The organism is Novosphingobium sp. Leaf2 (assembly GCF_001421325.1).
Taxonomy (GTDB): domain Bacteria; phylum Pseudomonadota; class Alphaproteobacteria; order Sphingomonadales; family Sphingomonadaceae; genus Novosphingobium.
The window spans coordinates 243,742-257,231 of record NZ_LMJY01000017.1; the positions used below are offsets into that span (position 1 = coordinate 243,742).

Below are 13,490 nucleotides of genomic sequence, written 5' to 3' on the forward strand. Positions count from 1 at the left end.
GCCGACCGAAAGTTGCTCACGCGCCGTAGCCCTGACGCGCGTATTCGGCTTCGGTGACATATCGGATCTGGTGGCGCTCGACCTTGTTTTCCTCGTCGGCCAGCGCCTTTGCCTTGGACTGTTCGGCCATGATCGAGAGCGTTTGCACCAGCTTCGGCTCTTTGGTCAGCGGCATTGCGATGCGCGCGGACAGTTCGTCGCAGAAGGCCTTCTGCAGCAGGGGCGTTAGGCTTCCGGCGTCAACGGTCGATCGCGTGTAAATCAGGGTGGCGTTGGTCACGTTCGTGTAGATCGAGCCGGACTCGTTCAGAAAAGCGAGGGGCGTCGCGTTCTGCAGCGGGAAGTTCGACGGTCCGGCCAAGGGCAGATATTGCGCGGCCTCGCCAACCTCACGAATGGCGAGCGGCTGCGCCATGTCCGAGGGGACGGCATACCGGTGCAGCCATTCGGACGGCCTGTCGTTCACCAGCTCTGCCAGAGGCGCTCTAGCCTGCGCAATCGCGAGACTATCGGACCAGTCGGCCATCTCGTTCAGCAGGGGTTGCGCAAATCGCTTGCACTCACGCGATTCCAAGCTGCCTTCATCCAGGCTTGCGATCTGGCCCTTTGCGATAGCGGCAAGGGCGCGGTTGCAGAGGTCGATGAGTGCAGCCATAGCGCTGGTTTACGGCGCAGGTGGGCAGGGTTGAATCGCGCTATCGTATGGCCGTTACCTTCACGGGCACCGAGTAGTTGGTGAGCAGCGTGACGACCGGTATATACAGTGTCACCTCGACCTTACCGGGAACTGCGCAGCGAGCATCGCCCAGCATGTAGCCAGTAGGCATGGCATTAACTGGCGTGAGCACAAGCACGTCGCCCACAAGGGTGCCCGCGCAATCCAGAGTATGCAGACGAGGTCCGGCAGCAACGCCGACCAGAATACTGCCTGAAATCGTGACATTCGGCAACGCGACTTTGGCCGATGGACCGGTGGGGCCAGTAGCCCCTGCTGCTCCAGCTGGGCCTGTAGGTCCAGTCGGTCCAGTAGAGCCTGTATCTCCCTTTGAGCCCTGAATGCCGGCTGCTCCGGTGTCGCCTTTCGCGCCTTGTGGTCCGGTCGCGCCCGCAGCCCCCGCGTCACCTTTGGTGCCTGCCACACCCTGGGTTCCGGTATCACCCTTGGGCCCGATTGGTCCTTGCGCACCCGTGGCTCCAGTTAGGCCGGCGAGGCCTTGGTCGCCTTTTTGCCCCTGGATGCCCTGTGCACCTTGGGGGCCGGCATCGCCTTTGCTGCCGGGGGCTCCGACAGGACCGCGCGCGCCAGTATCGCCCTTTGGCCCCGGAAGGCCATAGCCAGGTGATCGAACGCTCATGCCCCCGAACCATAAAACAGTTCGAGCGCGGCATCGGGATAAAGCAGCGCGCCGCTATCATCATAAGTCGGGAAGTTAGGGCGCGTGACGGCGATGCAGGACAAGCCCATTGGGAATTGCGTTGAATAGATGCCGAAATGGCCGGGCGGGAAAAGCCAGCCATCATGCTCATTGGCTTTCGCGGGCTCTGTAGCGCCCATTGGCGTACCGAGAAGCCTGATCCAGATTGGATAGGAATTCACCACGCCAAAACTGGTAACGCCGTTAGGAAGCGCTCCGAGCAGTACGTATGATGCGGTATCTATGGCCGGCACCATGATCGGACTGACCGCCAGATTCCGCCGAAACGGAGCGTTCTTGATCTGGATGCTCATTGCTTCACCCAGCCACTATCGCCGGTCTGCACGCCATTACCCCACAAGTAGGTCCGAACCCATGTCTCCGTTCCATCCGTGACCGTATCGGTGCGGAGATTGCCAGACGTATCATAGGTGAACGCGTGTGCCTTCCAGGTCGGCACCGGATTACCATCTGTGTCGCGATCAGCGCCAGCCATGGCGACTTGCTCCGGGGTTGCAGCGGGGCGGCTGACGAACTGCTGCCCACGACGGACCGGCAATCGCCCAGGGTTGTTAGCGTTATCCTGCCTCATGGCAATAGGGCCGGCCTTTGATTGACCGGCCCCGCCTTCTCAGTTTTTCAACTTCAGCGTTTCAGCCGAAATGCCGGAACCGTCCGGCTTGTCCTTCTCGGCTTCGACAATCTTGGCGTCAGCCTTGGTCTGCTTCTTGACCTCGGCAGGGGTGATGTCCTCCGCCCAGCTGCAATTGGACAGATCCTCGTCGGTCGAGAACACCTCGTCTGCTTTGACGTAGCGGGATTCTGCCGACAGAAAGCCGTCAGCGGTTGCGCGATAGGTGGTGCGGCTCACGAACGGCCTCCATAGCTGTAGTTGGTCTGACGGGCCATGACGAGGCCGGCAGTGATCTTGCCCGTGGTGGGCGCGGTCCCGGTGATGTCGTAGAACAGGCGGACATACCGGACGTTGGTGCCCTCAGGCAGTTCGTCGATCACCTTCACCTGATGACCAGCAACGAGCGTCGCGAGCGGGATCTGGCGCCCGCTTTCGATGGTTTCCCAGGTGGCGTTGTCGGCAGAGGTCTGCACCTGCACCTGCAACGACGTGATGTTGTTGAATGCCTCCGTCACCAGAATGGCGAGGGGGACGCACGAGGCACGTCCGACATCCTTCTGTATGGGAGAACCGCCGAGCGGCGAACCCGTGGCAATCAGATCGATCGTATTGGTCGATGCCGCATCGGCGGTGATCGCCTGATTGTCGCTGAGCAGGAGCGTATTGTCGAAGATCATGGAATTATCCTCTGTTCAGCGTTCAGACGACGCGGGTTTCGGTGTTCAGCAGGGAATCCGTCTCGCGGATCGGCAGCCCGCGCCAGGTGCGGACTTCCTCGCCCTGGAGTTCCATGCGACCAAGCGTGAGGGCGTTGTTGAGGTTCGCATTGGTGGCCTCGGCGTCGAGCCCCTGCATCATCTGCCGGTTCATGTAGATCACCGTGCGACCCGGACTCGCTTCGCCGGGCTTTTCCATTTTGAAGGCGCGACGACCTTGGAGGGCGTAGTATGCCTTGCTCATCAGCTTGTTGAGACTGACAGTGCCCGCCGCCACGTCGGACACGTCGATGTTGGCGACGCGGGCATTGTAGCGCCAGTCCTTGACGGTCAGACCGATGTACTGGCGGAAAATGCGCTCCAGCACATAGTAAGGGTTCATGTTGCCATCGGGGACGCGCTGCTTGCCCATATCCTCGGTCTGGAGGCCGGCAGGCACGTTCTTGGGCACGATGATGCTGGTCTGCGCATCGCCGTGCGTGACGAACACGATCGAGGCATTGTCCGCGCCGGTGCCACCGCCGTCGATGACGTTCGGGTTCGCCAGCGTGTTGTAGCGGGCGAACAGGCCATGGAACTGCTTGGGGCTGACAGCGACGTTGGAGTACCAGATCGCGCTGCCGATGGCCTGCGAAAAGCTTTCCATGAAGCCCAGCGATTCCATCGCGCGTAGCTTGGCCGAGTTCTCCGGCTCCAGATCTACGAGGCGCGTGTCGATCGCGTCCAGGCCCTCCAGGAAGCCGGTCGTGTCTTCGACGCTGGTGTAGCCGCTCTTGCTCTGCGGAATGCCCTGATAGAGCGCGCCCCAGGTTACAGCGGGAAGGCCGGTGCGCATGGAAACCATGTGCGATGAGCCCTTGTTCGCCTTGATCACGTTGGCGTCAGCGTAGAACGGCTCGAGAGAGTTCAGAACCTCGATGATGCCGCCTTCCGCCGTATCGCGAACGGCTGCGACATCCAGCAGGTTGAGGAACGTATTGCCGATAATGGCCATGGGTTAAACCCCCTTTGCTTCAGATGGGTAGAGCCGCTCGTGGAGAGGCTTGGGCGCGGTAGATCCGCCCGCATTGGCGCGGACAAAGCCGTCTTCGGACAGCATCTCGCCTACGGAGCGCATCAAGCGCACCATCTCGGGATGATTGCCAAAGCCGGTTTCGGTGAGCAGCTTGCGGAAGTCGGACCCTTCGGGATGGCCGAAGTGATCCAGTGCCTTCGCGGCAAGGTGCACTGTCTCGTCTAGCTTGCCGCCGCCGATCTCGGGATCAGCCTTGGTTGCAGCAAACCATTCGGATTTTTGCTGAGCGTGGCCGTCAACCAGTTCCTTCAGGGTGGCGGCACGTGTTTCGGTTTCTACCTTTTCGCGGAATTGGGCCGCGACGGGCATCAGCTTGTTGGCCTGCTCGTTCGATAGATTCAGATCTTTGAATACGGGTTCGGCCATCTCAATGGCGGCGGCGTCCAGTTCCAGACCATCAACCGACAGCTCGTACTTTTCCGGCACGACGTGGGCAGGCTCATCACCTTTCGCGGCCTCACCTTCGCCCTCTGGCTGGGCCTCTACCGAGCCGCCGAGGAGCGTTGTTTCTTCTTCACCGGACGCTGGCGCAGCAGCTTCGACGGCTTGCGTGTCGGACGCGGGCGATTGTTCGACGGGCGCTGCAACGGGCGTCGCCTCAGTCGGACTCGTCGAGGTCACTGTATCGCTGGATGTCTCGGCTTCGGGCGGCACTCTTCTTCTCCTTGGGGGCTGTCACTGCTGTCTGGATCACTGAGTTGAGGGTCACGAGCGCACTGGGATCGGCGTTGCGGACGTCCTCAGACTGACCGAGGTGGGCCATCTGCAGTATTTCGAACCCCAGGCTGCGGCGTCCCTCTGCAAAGCTGAGGTCACGCGGTGTCTGCCCATGAGCAGGACCTTCTTGGCTCAAGATGCCGGCTCGTTGAATCGCGGCGAAAACGAAGCGGCGAAAGTCAGGCTGGCTAAGCAGCAACTCGACTTCGGAGGGCGTGAGGTCGGCCATCAGTTGCCCAACAGCGTGTCGAGCGCGGGCCTGCCGCCTACGTCGGTTTCGGAAAGCAGGCGGGCGGCATCTGCGCCTTGCTGCAGGGCAGGGGCCATCTGTGCCGCCTGCGCCATCTGCTGCTGCTGAGCGCGGCCTTGGCGGATCTGGTCCACCTGGCCCTTATCGCGCATGATCTTGGCCGGGACGCCGAGGCGGTCGAAATACTCCCGCGCCGTCTCGTCGGTGTCCACGTTGTCCATGATGTCGGGCGCAGCGGCAGCGAGATTGCCGACGAACCCAAGGCCGCGTTCGATCTGGCCGACGCCAACGGCCCGCTGCATCTGCGTGAGGATCGAGACGAACTCGACATCGATACGCGCGCCGGGTATCTCAGCCAATGCAGGCGGCGGCGGGGGAAGGAGATTGCCGCGCGACATGATGCCGAACACGCGGTCAATGACGACCTCAAGTTTTTCGTTGCTCACACGCTCGATCACAGGGCCAAGCTGGGTCAGCTTCTCCTCGTTGCGGCTTGCGATTTCTTCCATGTTGCGGGGCTGGATCCCGCGCATGTTGGTGATGGCATTGAACAAGTCCGCGAACGAAAGCCCGTCAATCTGCTGCTTGCACTTGTCGATTTCGCCACCGATCGCTGCGACGGCTTGGTAGGGTATCTGGTAGGCCGGCATCGCCACATTCTGGTCGATGCTGCCGACGCTCACCGTGCGACCCGGCTCACCGGTCAGGCGGACACCCGCCTTCACCAGCATTTCAGGCTTCACCATCTTGTCGATGGCTTCATTTCGGCGCTTGGACTGCATCTGCAATTCGCGCAGGGCCGGCAGCGCCTCCATGCCGGGAGACACGCCGTAGGTATCGCCGCCCACTACGTCCCAGCGCGGTGCCCAGAACGGTTGCTCGTTGTAGCCCCTGACTCGCATTACCCGGTCAGCATCATCGCCATCGAACCAGTAGACCGAGCGCCAGGACTTGGAGCCGGCGCGCTGCGGATTATGATCCGGATTGGGCTCGATCAGATTGTAGAAGGTGAAAACCTCGTCACCACGTGATCCATCAAAGGCATCGCGGATCATGCGGGGAGCGTCATTGCCGAACGTCTGCACAACCTGGCGCGCGGTCATGGCGCATTCTCGGGCTAGCGTATCGGGCACCAAGGCGTCGGAAAGTCCGATCCAGTATTCGCCAGCGGTAAGTGAATGGCAGACAGCACCTTCGCCGGCATGCTCGACCATGACGCACGCCTCAGTCCCGAACAGGCCCATTTCGCCATATCCGGCCTTCGCAGCGCCGTAGAAGTTGGTGCGGGCCAGAAATGAGTAGATCGCCTTGTCGCAATCCGACAGCCAGGCGCGCGCACCCGGTTCGTTGTTCAACTCCTCGTCGCCCAGCTTGAGCGTGAACCAAGGCCGTGACGCGGACGTGAGGCCCGATGTCATGCCGTTGGTAAGAGTGCGGAATGCCTCGATGCCGTGCGGATCGAACAGCTTGGCATTTCGGATGCGCCGCGTCGTGCCCCTGTTGGTTTCCGTGGATAGGAAGCGCGTGCGAGCAGGCTGGGCAAAGCGCGCGATGTCGCGCCACTCGGCCTCGTAATCCGTGCGGATATTCCTGAGGGCCGTCAGACGTTGCCGGCAGTGATCGCGCAAAGCCTTCATCAGCCGAGCGTGGGCGAGCCCGTGGCGGCAGGCGTCAGCACACCTTGCGGCGATGTCATCATCCCGGCGAGGATGGCCTTGCGCCGGTTGTTCGTGGTCGCGCCCTGCGGAGCCCCGGAGTCAGGCAGCTTGACAGCCTGCCGCTCGGGGACGGTCGGAACGTCGGGGGTGCTGCAGATGGTCGCCTCCTGTAATCAGGAGGCTTTTGCGCTTAGTTAGTCAGGGGTTGAATCGCGCTTGTCTTTGCCTGTTAGCGGGTCGCGCTCGGCCATACCCCAGCGCCAACCCTCCTGCTTATCGATGCAACGCTTGATGGCGCCAGGATATATGTCGCATAGACAGTATCCAGCCTGCTTGCACGTCGCTCCATCAGGCCGAGGAGGCTGAGGGCAGTAGTTTGGCCTGCAAATCGGGTGGTCAATCATGTTCTTTCACCCAGCGGATGGCGCTAACAGTCTCGGTGCCAAAGTCATACGTGCCAAATGGCGTGTCGCGCAGATCGGTAATGGTGGTGACTTCTGCCTCTGCGATCAAACCTAGGCGGGGCATGGCAGCAATGCGGCGTGTCTCGGTGTGGATTTCAGGGGGCAATCACAATTCCTCATACCGATCGCGCGCCCGCTCCGGTGGCGCTGGACATGCCGGCATAGCAGCGCCGCCCGTGTCGTCGAAGCGTTTGCGCAGACCGGGCAGGTTGTTGCTGATCCATATCCGTTCATAGCCTAGCGCGGGGAGAGTGGCGAGCCAGGTTTGGAAGGGGGCGTCAGTCAAGTTCGCCATACCTGTTCCCTCCATTTCCGTAGTTTATCGGATCAAGATACCCTGGTAATTGTCGGGGCATGATCGGCTCGGCGAATGTAACGGCCAGCGCGTCGCCATCGTCCGGTGACGACAGGCCGCGCTTTTTCATGTCCTGTTTGCGCTCCAACGCCACCGCCTGCTTTTCATCGAACGAATAGAGCGGCCCGACCAGATCATCGCGCAGCTTGTCGCCAGTGGGGATTGCACCGGTCCGCAGCCAGGCGCGCATCTGCGTCCATATCTGGGCGCGCTTGTTTTTGGTGCGGATTGTGACGCCGGGCTCCAGTTCCGCGTCGCGCCCTTCACCGCCGAACCACACTTCCATGACCGGCGTGTCAGGCAGCAACTGGCGCAGACGATCGATCACTGCGCCACCGATGTTGCCAGCGTCCACGAGGATCGCGTCAGGATGCTCCTTCTGCGCTTCAAGAGCCACGTCAGCGGCCAGCGTCATCGCGTCCATCTTGCTCCAGCGCTTCCAAGGCCTGGACTTCGCATCACGCCCGCAGCGCTTGGCCAGCACGCTTTCGTCATCGCCAAACCGGGCGCAGTCCAGCCCATAGATCAGCGGATCGGACCCAAGCCCAATGCCGACCTCTCGCAACTGCGCCGCCTCGACGAGATCGTAGCCGATGAACTGCATAGACGACGCCGACGGGAACATGCCCCGCACGCGGACCTTCGCGATGTCGCTATCCTCGCCGTATGTATCGACGATCTCTTGCAGGTATGTCTTGTTCGTGCCCTCGACCGTGCGGCTATCAATCTGGCGGGTTTTCCAGAGATTGCGCTGCTTGCCGAAGCACTCGCGAAATGCGCCTGTGTTGAGCGTTGGGTTACCGAAAGCGAGCCAGATGATCTCGGTGTCGGCATCGGTCAGCGCGCCGAGCGTCACCTCCCACACCTTGTCGGAAATGCCTGAGCCTTCGTCAAACACCACGATCAGCCGTTTGCCCTGGTTGTGCAGGCCGGCGAATGCCTCGGTGTTGTTCTCGCTCCACGTAACCAGATCCGCGCGCCAGCCTTTGTCGCGGCCCGGCATAGTGGAGACGATCGACGTTGCATTGGCCTTGAACCAATCCGCCGTGATGGCGAGCCGGCACCACTTGGCTATCTCGGGAGAGGTCTTGGTGAGCAACTGGCCTTCGGTGTTGGCTGTCACCACGATGCGCGTATCTACGCACGTATCGAGCCCCCACTTGATGAGCATCGCGATCAGCGCAGACTTGCCGATACCGTGGCCGGATGCGACCGCAATACGGCATGGTTGATAGCGCGTTTCAGGATTGGTCAGGTGCGCGCCAATGTCCTGCATCACGTCGCGCTGCCAGTTGCGCGGTCCAGCGTCGGGAAGTTGCGGCGACACCCAAGGGAATGCGTACAGGGCATAGCGGTAGGGATCGTGAGTGAACGATCCTATATCCGATGCCAATTCGCGCTGGAGATCAGCCGCTGTTGCCAATGGCGCGCTCCCGTGCCTTGCCAAGTAGCGCCGCAAGATCCTTAGTCACATCAACCTCAAGCCGATCCTTGAACGCCTGCACGCCAACATGCTTACCGATCAGCTCAATGCGCTTGATGCGGTCGCTGATCTTGATCTTATCGACGATCGAAATATCATCAGCCGAACCCTCGCGCACCGTCTCCACACCTTGGATCAGACCTTGCCGCCAGATGAGAGGCCACTCCTTCACTGGCTTCAGACTACCACCTTCCTCGTACAAATCGGCAAGATCGGCCTGCGCCTCCATAGCAAGGCGCGCCAGTACCCAAGCAGCATCAATGCCGGTCTTTTCGGACCTCGCCGCCTTTTGGGCGCAAACGGCACTCTGGACGTCAACATTCCTCAACAGGCGTTCTGCCTGCGAAGTTGCTGTCTTCGCGCTGTATCCTGCCCGTATGGCGGCCTGTGTGCCATTCAGGTCAATGAGGTACTCGTCAACGAAAGTTTGCTGCTTGGGCGTCAGGCTCATCGCACCAACACCTTGCCACCAGAACGCGACCCAGCCCCACACCCACGCGGTACATGCGCACTCGTCGTCTGGTGGTTGCTCGCTTTCATGGTCCATTCCCCTGTAGCGCAGATTTTGACGGTGCGGAATCGCTGCCAGCGCAACACCTCGATCAGCCCACGTGCTTCCAGCCTGGCAACGATCGTCGGTGCGACGCTCGACGAATTGCATCCGATCATCATTTCCAGATCGAGGTTCGACGGGCAGGGCATCTTGTCGCGCGCCGCCTCACACAACGCGTCGTAGATGATCGTCTCGCTCGGGCTCATCTCCTGCCCGGTCCGCGGATTGAGCGACCGCATATTAGTTCCCCTTGATCGCGCTGATGATCGTGTCGGTAAACACGAGGGCGAGGATGGTGGCGCCGATAATCGTCACAGCGTTCATGCCCCACACCCCCCATCGATCGGATGCATGACCCGGTGGTTGTGTCGTTGGGCTTCCTCATGGCAATCCGGGCAATCGACCTCGTTCCCGCCGAGGTCGAGAATGCGCCCTAAGTCCTGGCACTTGCGACACGCCGGCTCTGCGCGCTTCGGAGTGACTTCCACCGCTTCGGGATACGGCACACGCTCGCCATTCGGCAAAATGCGGGCCGTGTACGAGCCATCCGCATGTGCCCACAGGTAGCCGCGCGTTTCGCCAACGACCTTCCAGCTATCGGGCATCGCGTCTATCTGGTCCTGCGTGTAACCGCCGGCGGCAAGATCGCTCATGACCTTGCGAAAGCGGATCTGGCGATCGTCGAACACCATCGACCTGGCGCGTTCCTGCAATTGCAGAGGGGCATCGTTGCGCTTCCATTCGCCAATGATCCCGAGGCATTCGGCGATGGTCGGAAACCACTCGCAGCGCTCAAGAGCCTTGTCGGTCATGTAGGCGATCTGTTCCGCCGAATAGCCGCCGAGCTTGCCTGAATAGGCGAGGATTAGAAGCTCGCCGCTCAGGTCGTCCGAATTGCGCTTGGGGAGCGCTGCCAGCAGAAGGCGCAGGCATTCGTCGAAGCGATCATCCGAACAAGCTACGAGGGCCGGCAAGGGCGCGTCCGCGATCTTTCGGGCCTGGGCGATCGTCATGGTAGCGGGGCTCACTCGGGCCACCGTCAAGTCCCATTTTTCGGTCAAGCGCAGCGATTGCTCCGTCTTTGGGCTTTCCGCCATTTCGGGCAGGATGCGATCCAACGTTGTTCCGAGAGTTTCCATTTCCGCCATTCCACTTCCTGCTATTCAAAACCCACGTTGACCACGCATCCTGCCAATCGACGAACCTTGAGCCTTTCCCGCGATGATGGACGGTGAAATGCTCAAGTTGATCCTCGAACTCGCCCGGCGGCCAAGCCTGCATCACGGCATGCGATTTCGTCTCAGGTCCGAAGGGGTGGGGTCTCCAGTCTCCCGCAAGCGCATGCGCCCGCTTGTGTGTATTTCCCTTATCTTGTTCCCTTGTTCCCTTGTTCTTATTTGTCCCGCTGTTGTCCCGCTGTTGTCCCGGCCTTGTCCCACTTTTCGCATCGTCGTTGTCCCGCTCCACATCGCCGAATGACTGATATCTGTCGTAGTTACAGATACTTATGATGCTCTGTCCTTGTCCCGCTACATGCCCCGCTGTTGTCCCGATTTTTGAACGCGTTTCGATCATGCCTTCATCACGCAAATCCGAGAGGAAGCGGTCCACCCGGCTTTTCGACCAGCCCCAGTTGTCGGCCAAAAAGCGGACGGAGAACGTCAGGTCGCCACGGTCGATCTCAACCATCGTGCCCTTGATGCGGGTACGCGTAGGCTTCCACGCGGCATTGGCGATCAGCCAGAACCACGCGCGAAACCGATCCGCGTCCTTCAAAAGGGGGTGGTCAAGCGCACCTCGATCCATGGCGATGAAACCCGTCACAGGACGATCTCAACCTTGCCAGGGGCCTCAGGCTCGCAGAACTGATACGACGGCAGAAACCGGCGATCGTTCACGCCCAGCGCGTCGGCAATGCCGTCCAGGATGGGCTTTAGGCGGTTGGGGAAGTTAGCGCGGTCGCTGCGGCGATTGGGCGGCGTGAAGCGGATGGTGACGGGTATGTCGCCTGCATCGGCGCACTGGTACGCAGACCCCTGACGCGCGCCTATGGTGGCAGCGTGTGCCCATGCGCGCCACTTCTTCGTCTCAGCTGCTTTCGTGCGCCAGTGCCCTTTGGCATGGCCTGACAGCGACGAGGGAGGAAAGGGCAGCGTGACCATCACAGCGCCGGCCACTCCACAGGCGGCAAACCCATGTCGGCACGCATCTGATCGGCAACGGCGCGGATCTTCGCCCGGCGCTGCTGATGCCCGATCTTAGCGAGGGCCTCGCCGGGATTAACCGGCCCCGGCTTGCGGTTGAACAGCCAACCCATCAGTCGAGCCCCAGAGCCGACTTGTACGTCTCCAGTTCCATTTCCATCTGGCGGCGATCGTCGGGCTTCATCTTGCGCAGCTTGACGACGGCGCGCATCATCTTTGGGTCGTAACCAACTGCCTTGGCTTCGCGGTATACGTCCAGAATGTCGTCGCTGATGCCCTTCTTTTCCTCTTCGAGGCGTTCGACGCGCTCGATCAACAGGCGCAGGCGGTCGTCGGTGTTGGCGGTCATCACCAGATCCCTTTGTTAGAAATGAAAGGTATGTCGTCGAAATCGTCAGCATGATCAGTCGGAAACGAGTTCTTCGGCCCGCTGCCCCAGCTATCGGAGGCGCCACGCGAGCCATCCGGTTCACGACGCTGGCCGCCATCCTGGCCGCCCTTGGGGCCATCCAGCATAACCAACTTCGCATCGAAGCCGTTCAGAACGATCTCGGTAGAGTACCTATCGTTCCCGTTCTGGTCTTGCCATTTGCGGGTCGAGAGCTTGCCCGAAATGAAGACTTTTGAACCCTTGCGAAGGTAACGCTCAGCGACGCCGACGAGACCATCATTGAAGATCGCAACGCTGACCCACTCCGTCTTTTCCTTGGAGTTGCCCTCGCGATCCTTCCACTTCTCGGTGCAAGCGAGGCGAAGGTTCGCGACCCGGCCGCCATTCTGAAAGGACTTCACTTCCACGTCGGCGCCAAGGTTTCCTATGAACTGGCACTGGTTGAGACTGGACATCATGCGGCCCTTTCGATGTTGGATTGGGCAGCCTTGAGGGCGGCAAGAAAATCAGAGGAGCCGGTCGCCATGCTGGCCTCGCTCTTGTCAGTGTCGCAGCCGCTAAAGTCGTTGCGAGCTTTCACGGCTCTGCGCGCAGGAGGCGCAGGCACTATCACCGATGGTTTTGGCAGCTCGACGGTCGGGCTGATCCGATCGCCGGCAAACGGTTGGACGTTGGACACCGCCGTGCGCAGACGCTTTAGGAACGCGCGGTATCGCGGTTCTTCATGCGCCGTGATGATGGCCTTCGACAGCCCGTGAATGATCGTCGAATGATCGCGACCAAGTGCGCGCCCGATAGCGGGATAGCTTTTGCCGGACTCCCGCGCGATCATGTAGCAGGCGTTGCGAACGCGAACGACGCGCGCCACGCGGGACTTGCTCATGATTTCCTGACGCGACACGCCGGAAAGCTCAGCTGCGATAGTCACAATGTCAGCTATGCGGACCATCACGCAGCCCTCACCAAACCGGCAAGCTGCGTCCCACGCGCCACCATGCGAACACCGACAGTGCGCAGGTTCTTGCGCTCATCATCGTCGAACACGCCATCCATGGCCGCGCGCACGATGCAGGCATTGTCATCCGTGTTGGCGATGGCGAGCGCGCCGGGATCCGGCTCATTGGTGGGCAGGTCAAATGCGCCCAAGCCGGCGATGGCCAGCACCTGGCTAGTGAAGTCCGCGCCCAGGAACGTGAACAAGGAGAACATCGCTTCGGGCTGCAGGCGGCGATGATCGGGGTCATCCGCAGGAAGCATAGCCGCCTCGATCACGCGATCTTTGATGCCAGTCCCGTTGGATAGCTGCTTGACGCTGTAATGCCGGCCACGGCCAACGTAGAGGCGCAGGGCGTTGCGCAATGCGTCGTTTGCTGCACTGCGGGAAACGAGCATAGGGAAGTTCACGGACTCGGGGCCTGTCATCGGGCTACCTCGGCTGCATGAGTTACAGATTGTTCATCGAAAGGAGTTCCCGCCCGGCGCACAGGAGGAGGGGCTTGCCGGGCGGGCACGGCGGATGCGCCGCCGTTGGTGTGACCCGCATATGCGTGGTCGGTGTGGTCGCAGAGGGGGCGG

20 protein-coding genes are annotated in these 13,490 nt (G+C 61.1%); all 20 read right to left on the bottom strand.

The annotated features are described in order from the left end of the window. Window positions 1–16: 16 nt before the first annotated feature. Complete coding sequence (locus tag ASE49_RS12765) at window positions 17–526, bottom strand: hypothetical protein (protein ID WP_235522978.1); 510 nt, start codon at window positions 524–526, stop codon at window positions 17–19. 825 nt (window positions 527–1,351) lie between these two features. Further along, window positions 1,352–1,729, bottom strand: a complete 378-nt coding sequence (locus tag ASE49_RS12770) for a hypothetical protein (protein ID WP_056773032.1) — start codon at window positions 1,727–1,729, stop codon at window positions 1,352–1,354. Window positions 1,730–2,046: 317 nt separating this feature from the next. Continuing rightward, entirely contained in the window at window positions 2,047–2,286 is a 240-nt protein-coding gene (locus ASE49_RS12780) for a hypothetical protein (protein WP_056773037.1), read from the bottom strand. Beyond that, complete coding sequence (locus tag ASE49_RS12785) at window positions 2,283–2,726, bottom strand: Bbp16 family capsid cement protein (protein WP_056773039.1); 444 nt, start codon at window positions 2,724–2,726, stop codon at window positions 2,283–2,285. Before ASE49_RS12785 ends, ASE49_RS12780 begins: the two co-directional genes overlap by 4 nt. A gap of 22 nt (window positions 2,727–2,748) precedes the next feature. Next, the gene (locus tag ASE49_RS12790; protein WP_056773042.1) at window positions 2,749–3,759 is read right to left on the bottom strand and encodes a major capsid protein; all 1,011 of its coding nucleotides are present in this window, start codon (window positions 3,757–3,759) and stop codon (window positions 2,749–2,751) included. 3 nt (window positions 3,760–3,762) lie between these two features. Then, a complete protein-coding gene (locus ASE49_RS12795) occupies window positions 3,763–4,494 on the bottom strand; it encodes a hypothetical protein (protein WP_156370304.1) in 732 nt (243 codons plus the stop codon). Beyond that, window positions 4,439–4,786 carry a hypothetical protein gene (locus tag ASE49_RS12800; RefSeq protein WP_056773048.1) on the bottom strand — a complete coding sequence of 116 codons (348 nt, stop codon included), beginning with the start codon at window positions 4,784–4,786 and terminating at the stop codon, window positions 4,439–4,441. The genes ASE49_RS12795 and ASE49_RS12800 overlap by 56 nt, the downstream gene beginning before the upstream one ends. After that, complete coding sequence (locus tag ASE49_RS12805) at window positions 4,786–6,444, bottom strand: portal protein (RefSeq protein WP_056773050.1); 1,659 nt, start codon at window positions 6,442–6,444, stop codon at window positions 4,786–4,788. The genes ASE49_RS12800 and ASE49_RS12805 overlap by 1 nt, the downstream gene beginning before the upstream one ends. A gap of 417 nt (window positions 6,445–6,861) precedes the next feature. Further along, window positions 6,862–7,035, bottom strand: coding sequence for a hypothetical protein (locus ASE49_RS18300; protein WP_156370305.1), 174 nt, complete (start codon window positions 7,033–7,035; stop codon window positions 6,862–6,864). Next, window positions 7,036–7,215 (bottom strand): hypothetical protein, encoded by a 180-nt coding sequence (locus ASE49_RS18785; protein ID WP_235522979.1) that lies wholly within the window; start codon window positions 7,213–7,215, stop codon window positions 7,036–7,038. Beyond that, the gene (locus tag ASE49_RS12810) at window positions 7,208–8,707 is read right to left on the bottom strand and encodes a hypothetical protein (protein WP_056773052.1); all 1,500 of its coding nucleotides are present in this window, start codon (window positions 8,705–8,707) and stop codon (window positions 7,208–7,210) included. The genes ASE49_RS18785 and ASE49_RS12810 overlap by 8 nt, the downstream gene beginning before the upstream one ends. Then, a complete protein-coding gene (locus ASE49_RS12815) occupies window positions 8,691–9,218 on the bottom strand; it encodes a terminase small subunit (protein ID WP_056773053.1) in 528 nt (175 codons plus the stop codon). Before ASE49_RS12815 ends, ASE49_RS12810 begins: the two co-directional genes overlap by 17 nt. Beyond that, complete coding sequence (locus ASE49_RS12820; RefSeq protein ID WP_056773056.1) at window positions 9,215–9,559, bottom strand: hypothetical protein; 345 nt, start codon at window positions 9,557–9,559, stop codon at window positions 9,215–9,217. Before ASE49_RS12820 ends, ASE49_RS12815 begins: the two co-directional genes overlap by 4 nt. A gap of 81 nt (window positions 9,560–9,640) precedes the next feature. Continuing rightward, on the bottom strand, window positions 9,641–10,468 hold the full coding sequence (locus ASE49_RS12825) for a hypothetical protein (protein WP_056773059.1): 828 nt from the start codon (window positions 10,466–10,468) through the stop codon (window positions 9,641–9,643). A gap of 672 nt (window positions 10,469–11,140) precedes the next feature. After that, window positions 11,141–11,482 (bottom strand): hypothetical protein, encoded by a 342-nt coding sequence (locus ASE49_RS12830; RefSeq protein WP_056773061.1) that lies wholly within the window; start codon window positions 11,480–11,482, stop codon window positions 11,141–11,143. Further along, on the bottom strand, window positions 11,482–11,637 hold the full coding sequence (locus ASE49_RS18305) for a hypothetical protein (RefSeq protein ID WP_156370306.1): 156 nt from the start codon (window positions 11,635–11,637) through the stop codon (window positions 11,482–11,484). Before ASE49_RS18305 ends, ASE49_RS12830 begins: the two co-directional genes overlap by 1 nt. Beyond that, window positions 11,637–11,873, bottom strand: coding sequence for a DUF2312 domain-containing protein (locus ASE49_RS12835; protein WP_056773064.1), 237 nt, complete (start codon window positions 11,871–11,873; stop codon window positions 11,637–11,639). Before ASE49_RS12835 ends, ASE49_RS18305 begins: the two co-directional genes overlap by 1 nt. After that, complete coding sequence (gene ssb, locus ASE49_RS12840; protein WP_056773066.1) at window positions 11,873–12,373, bottom strand: single-stranded DNA-binding protein; 501 nt, start codon at window positions 12,371–12,373, stop codon at window positions 11,873–11,875. Before ssb ends, ASE49_RS12835 begins: the two co-directional genes overlap by 1 nt. Next, a complete protein-coding gene (locus ASE49_RS12845; protein WP_056773069.1) occupies window positions 12,370–12,864 on the bottom strand; it encodes a helix-turn-helix domain-containing protein in 495 nt (164 codons plus the stop codon). Before ASE49_RS12845 ends, ssb begins: the two co-directional genes overlap by 4 nt. Beyond that, window positions 12,864–13,307: a hypothetical protein gene (locus tag ASE49_RS12850; protein ID WP_056773072.1), complete on the bottom strand. Its 444-nt coding sequence runs from the start codon at window positions 13,305–13,307 to the stop codon at window positions 12,864–12,866. Before ASE49_RS12850 ends, ASE49_RS12845 begins: the two co-directional genes overlap by 1 nt. Window positions 13,308–13,490: the final 183 nt, after the last annotated feature.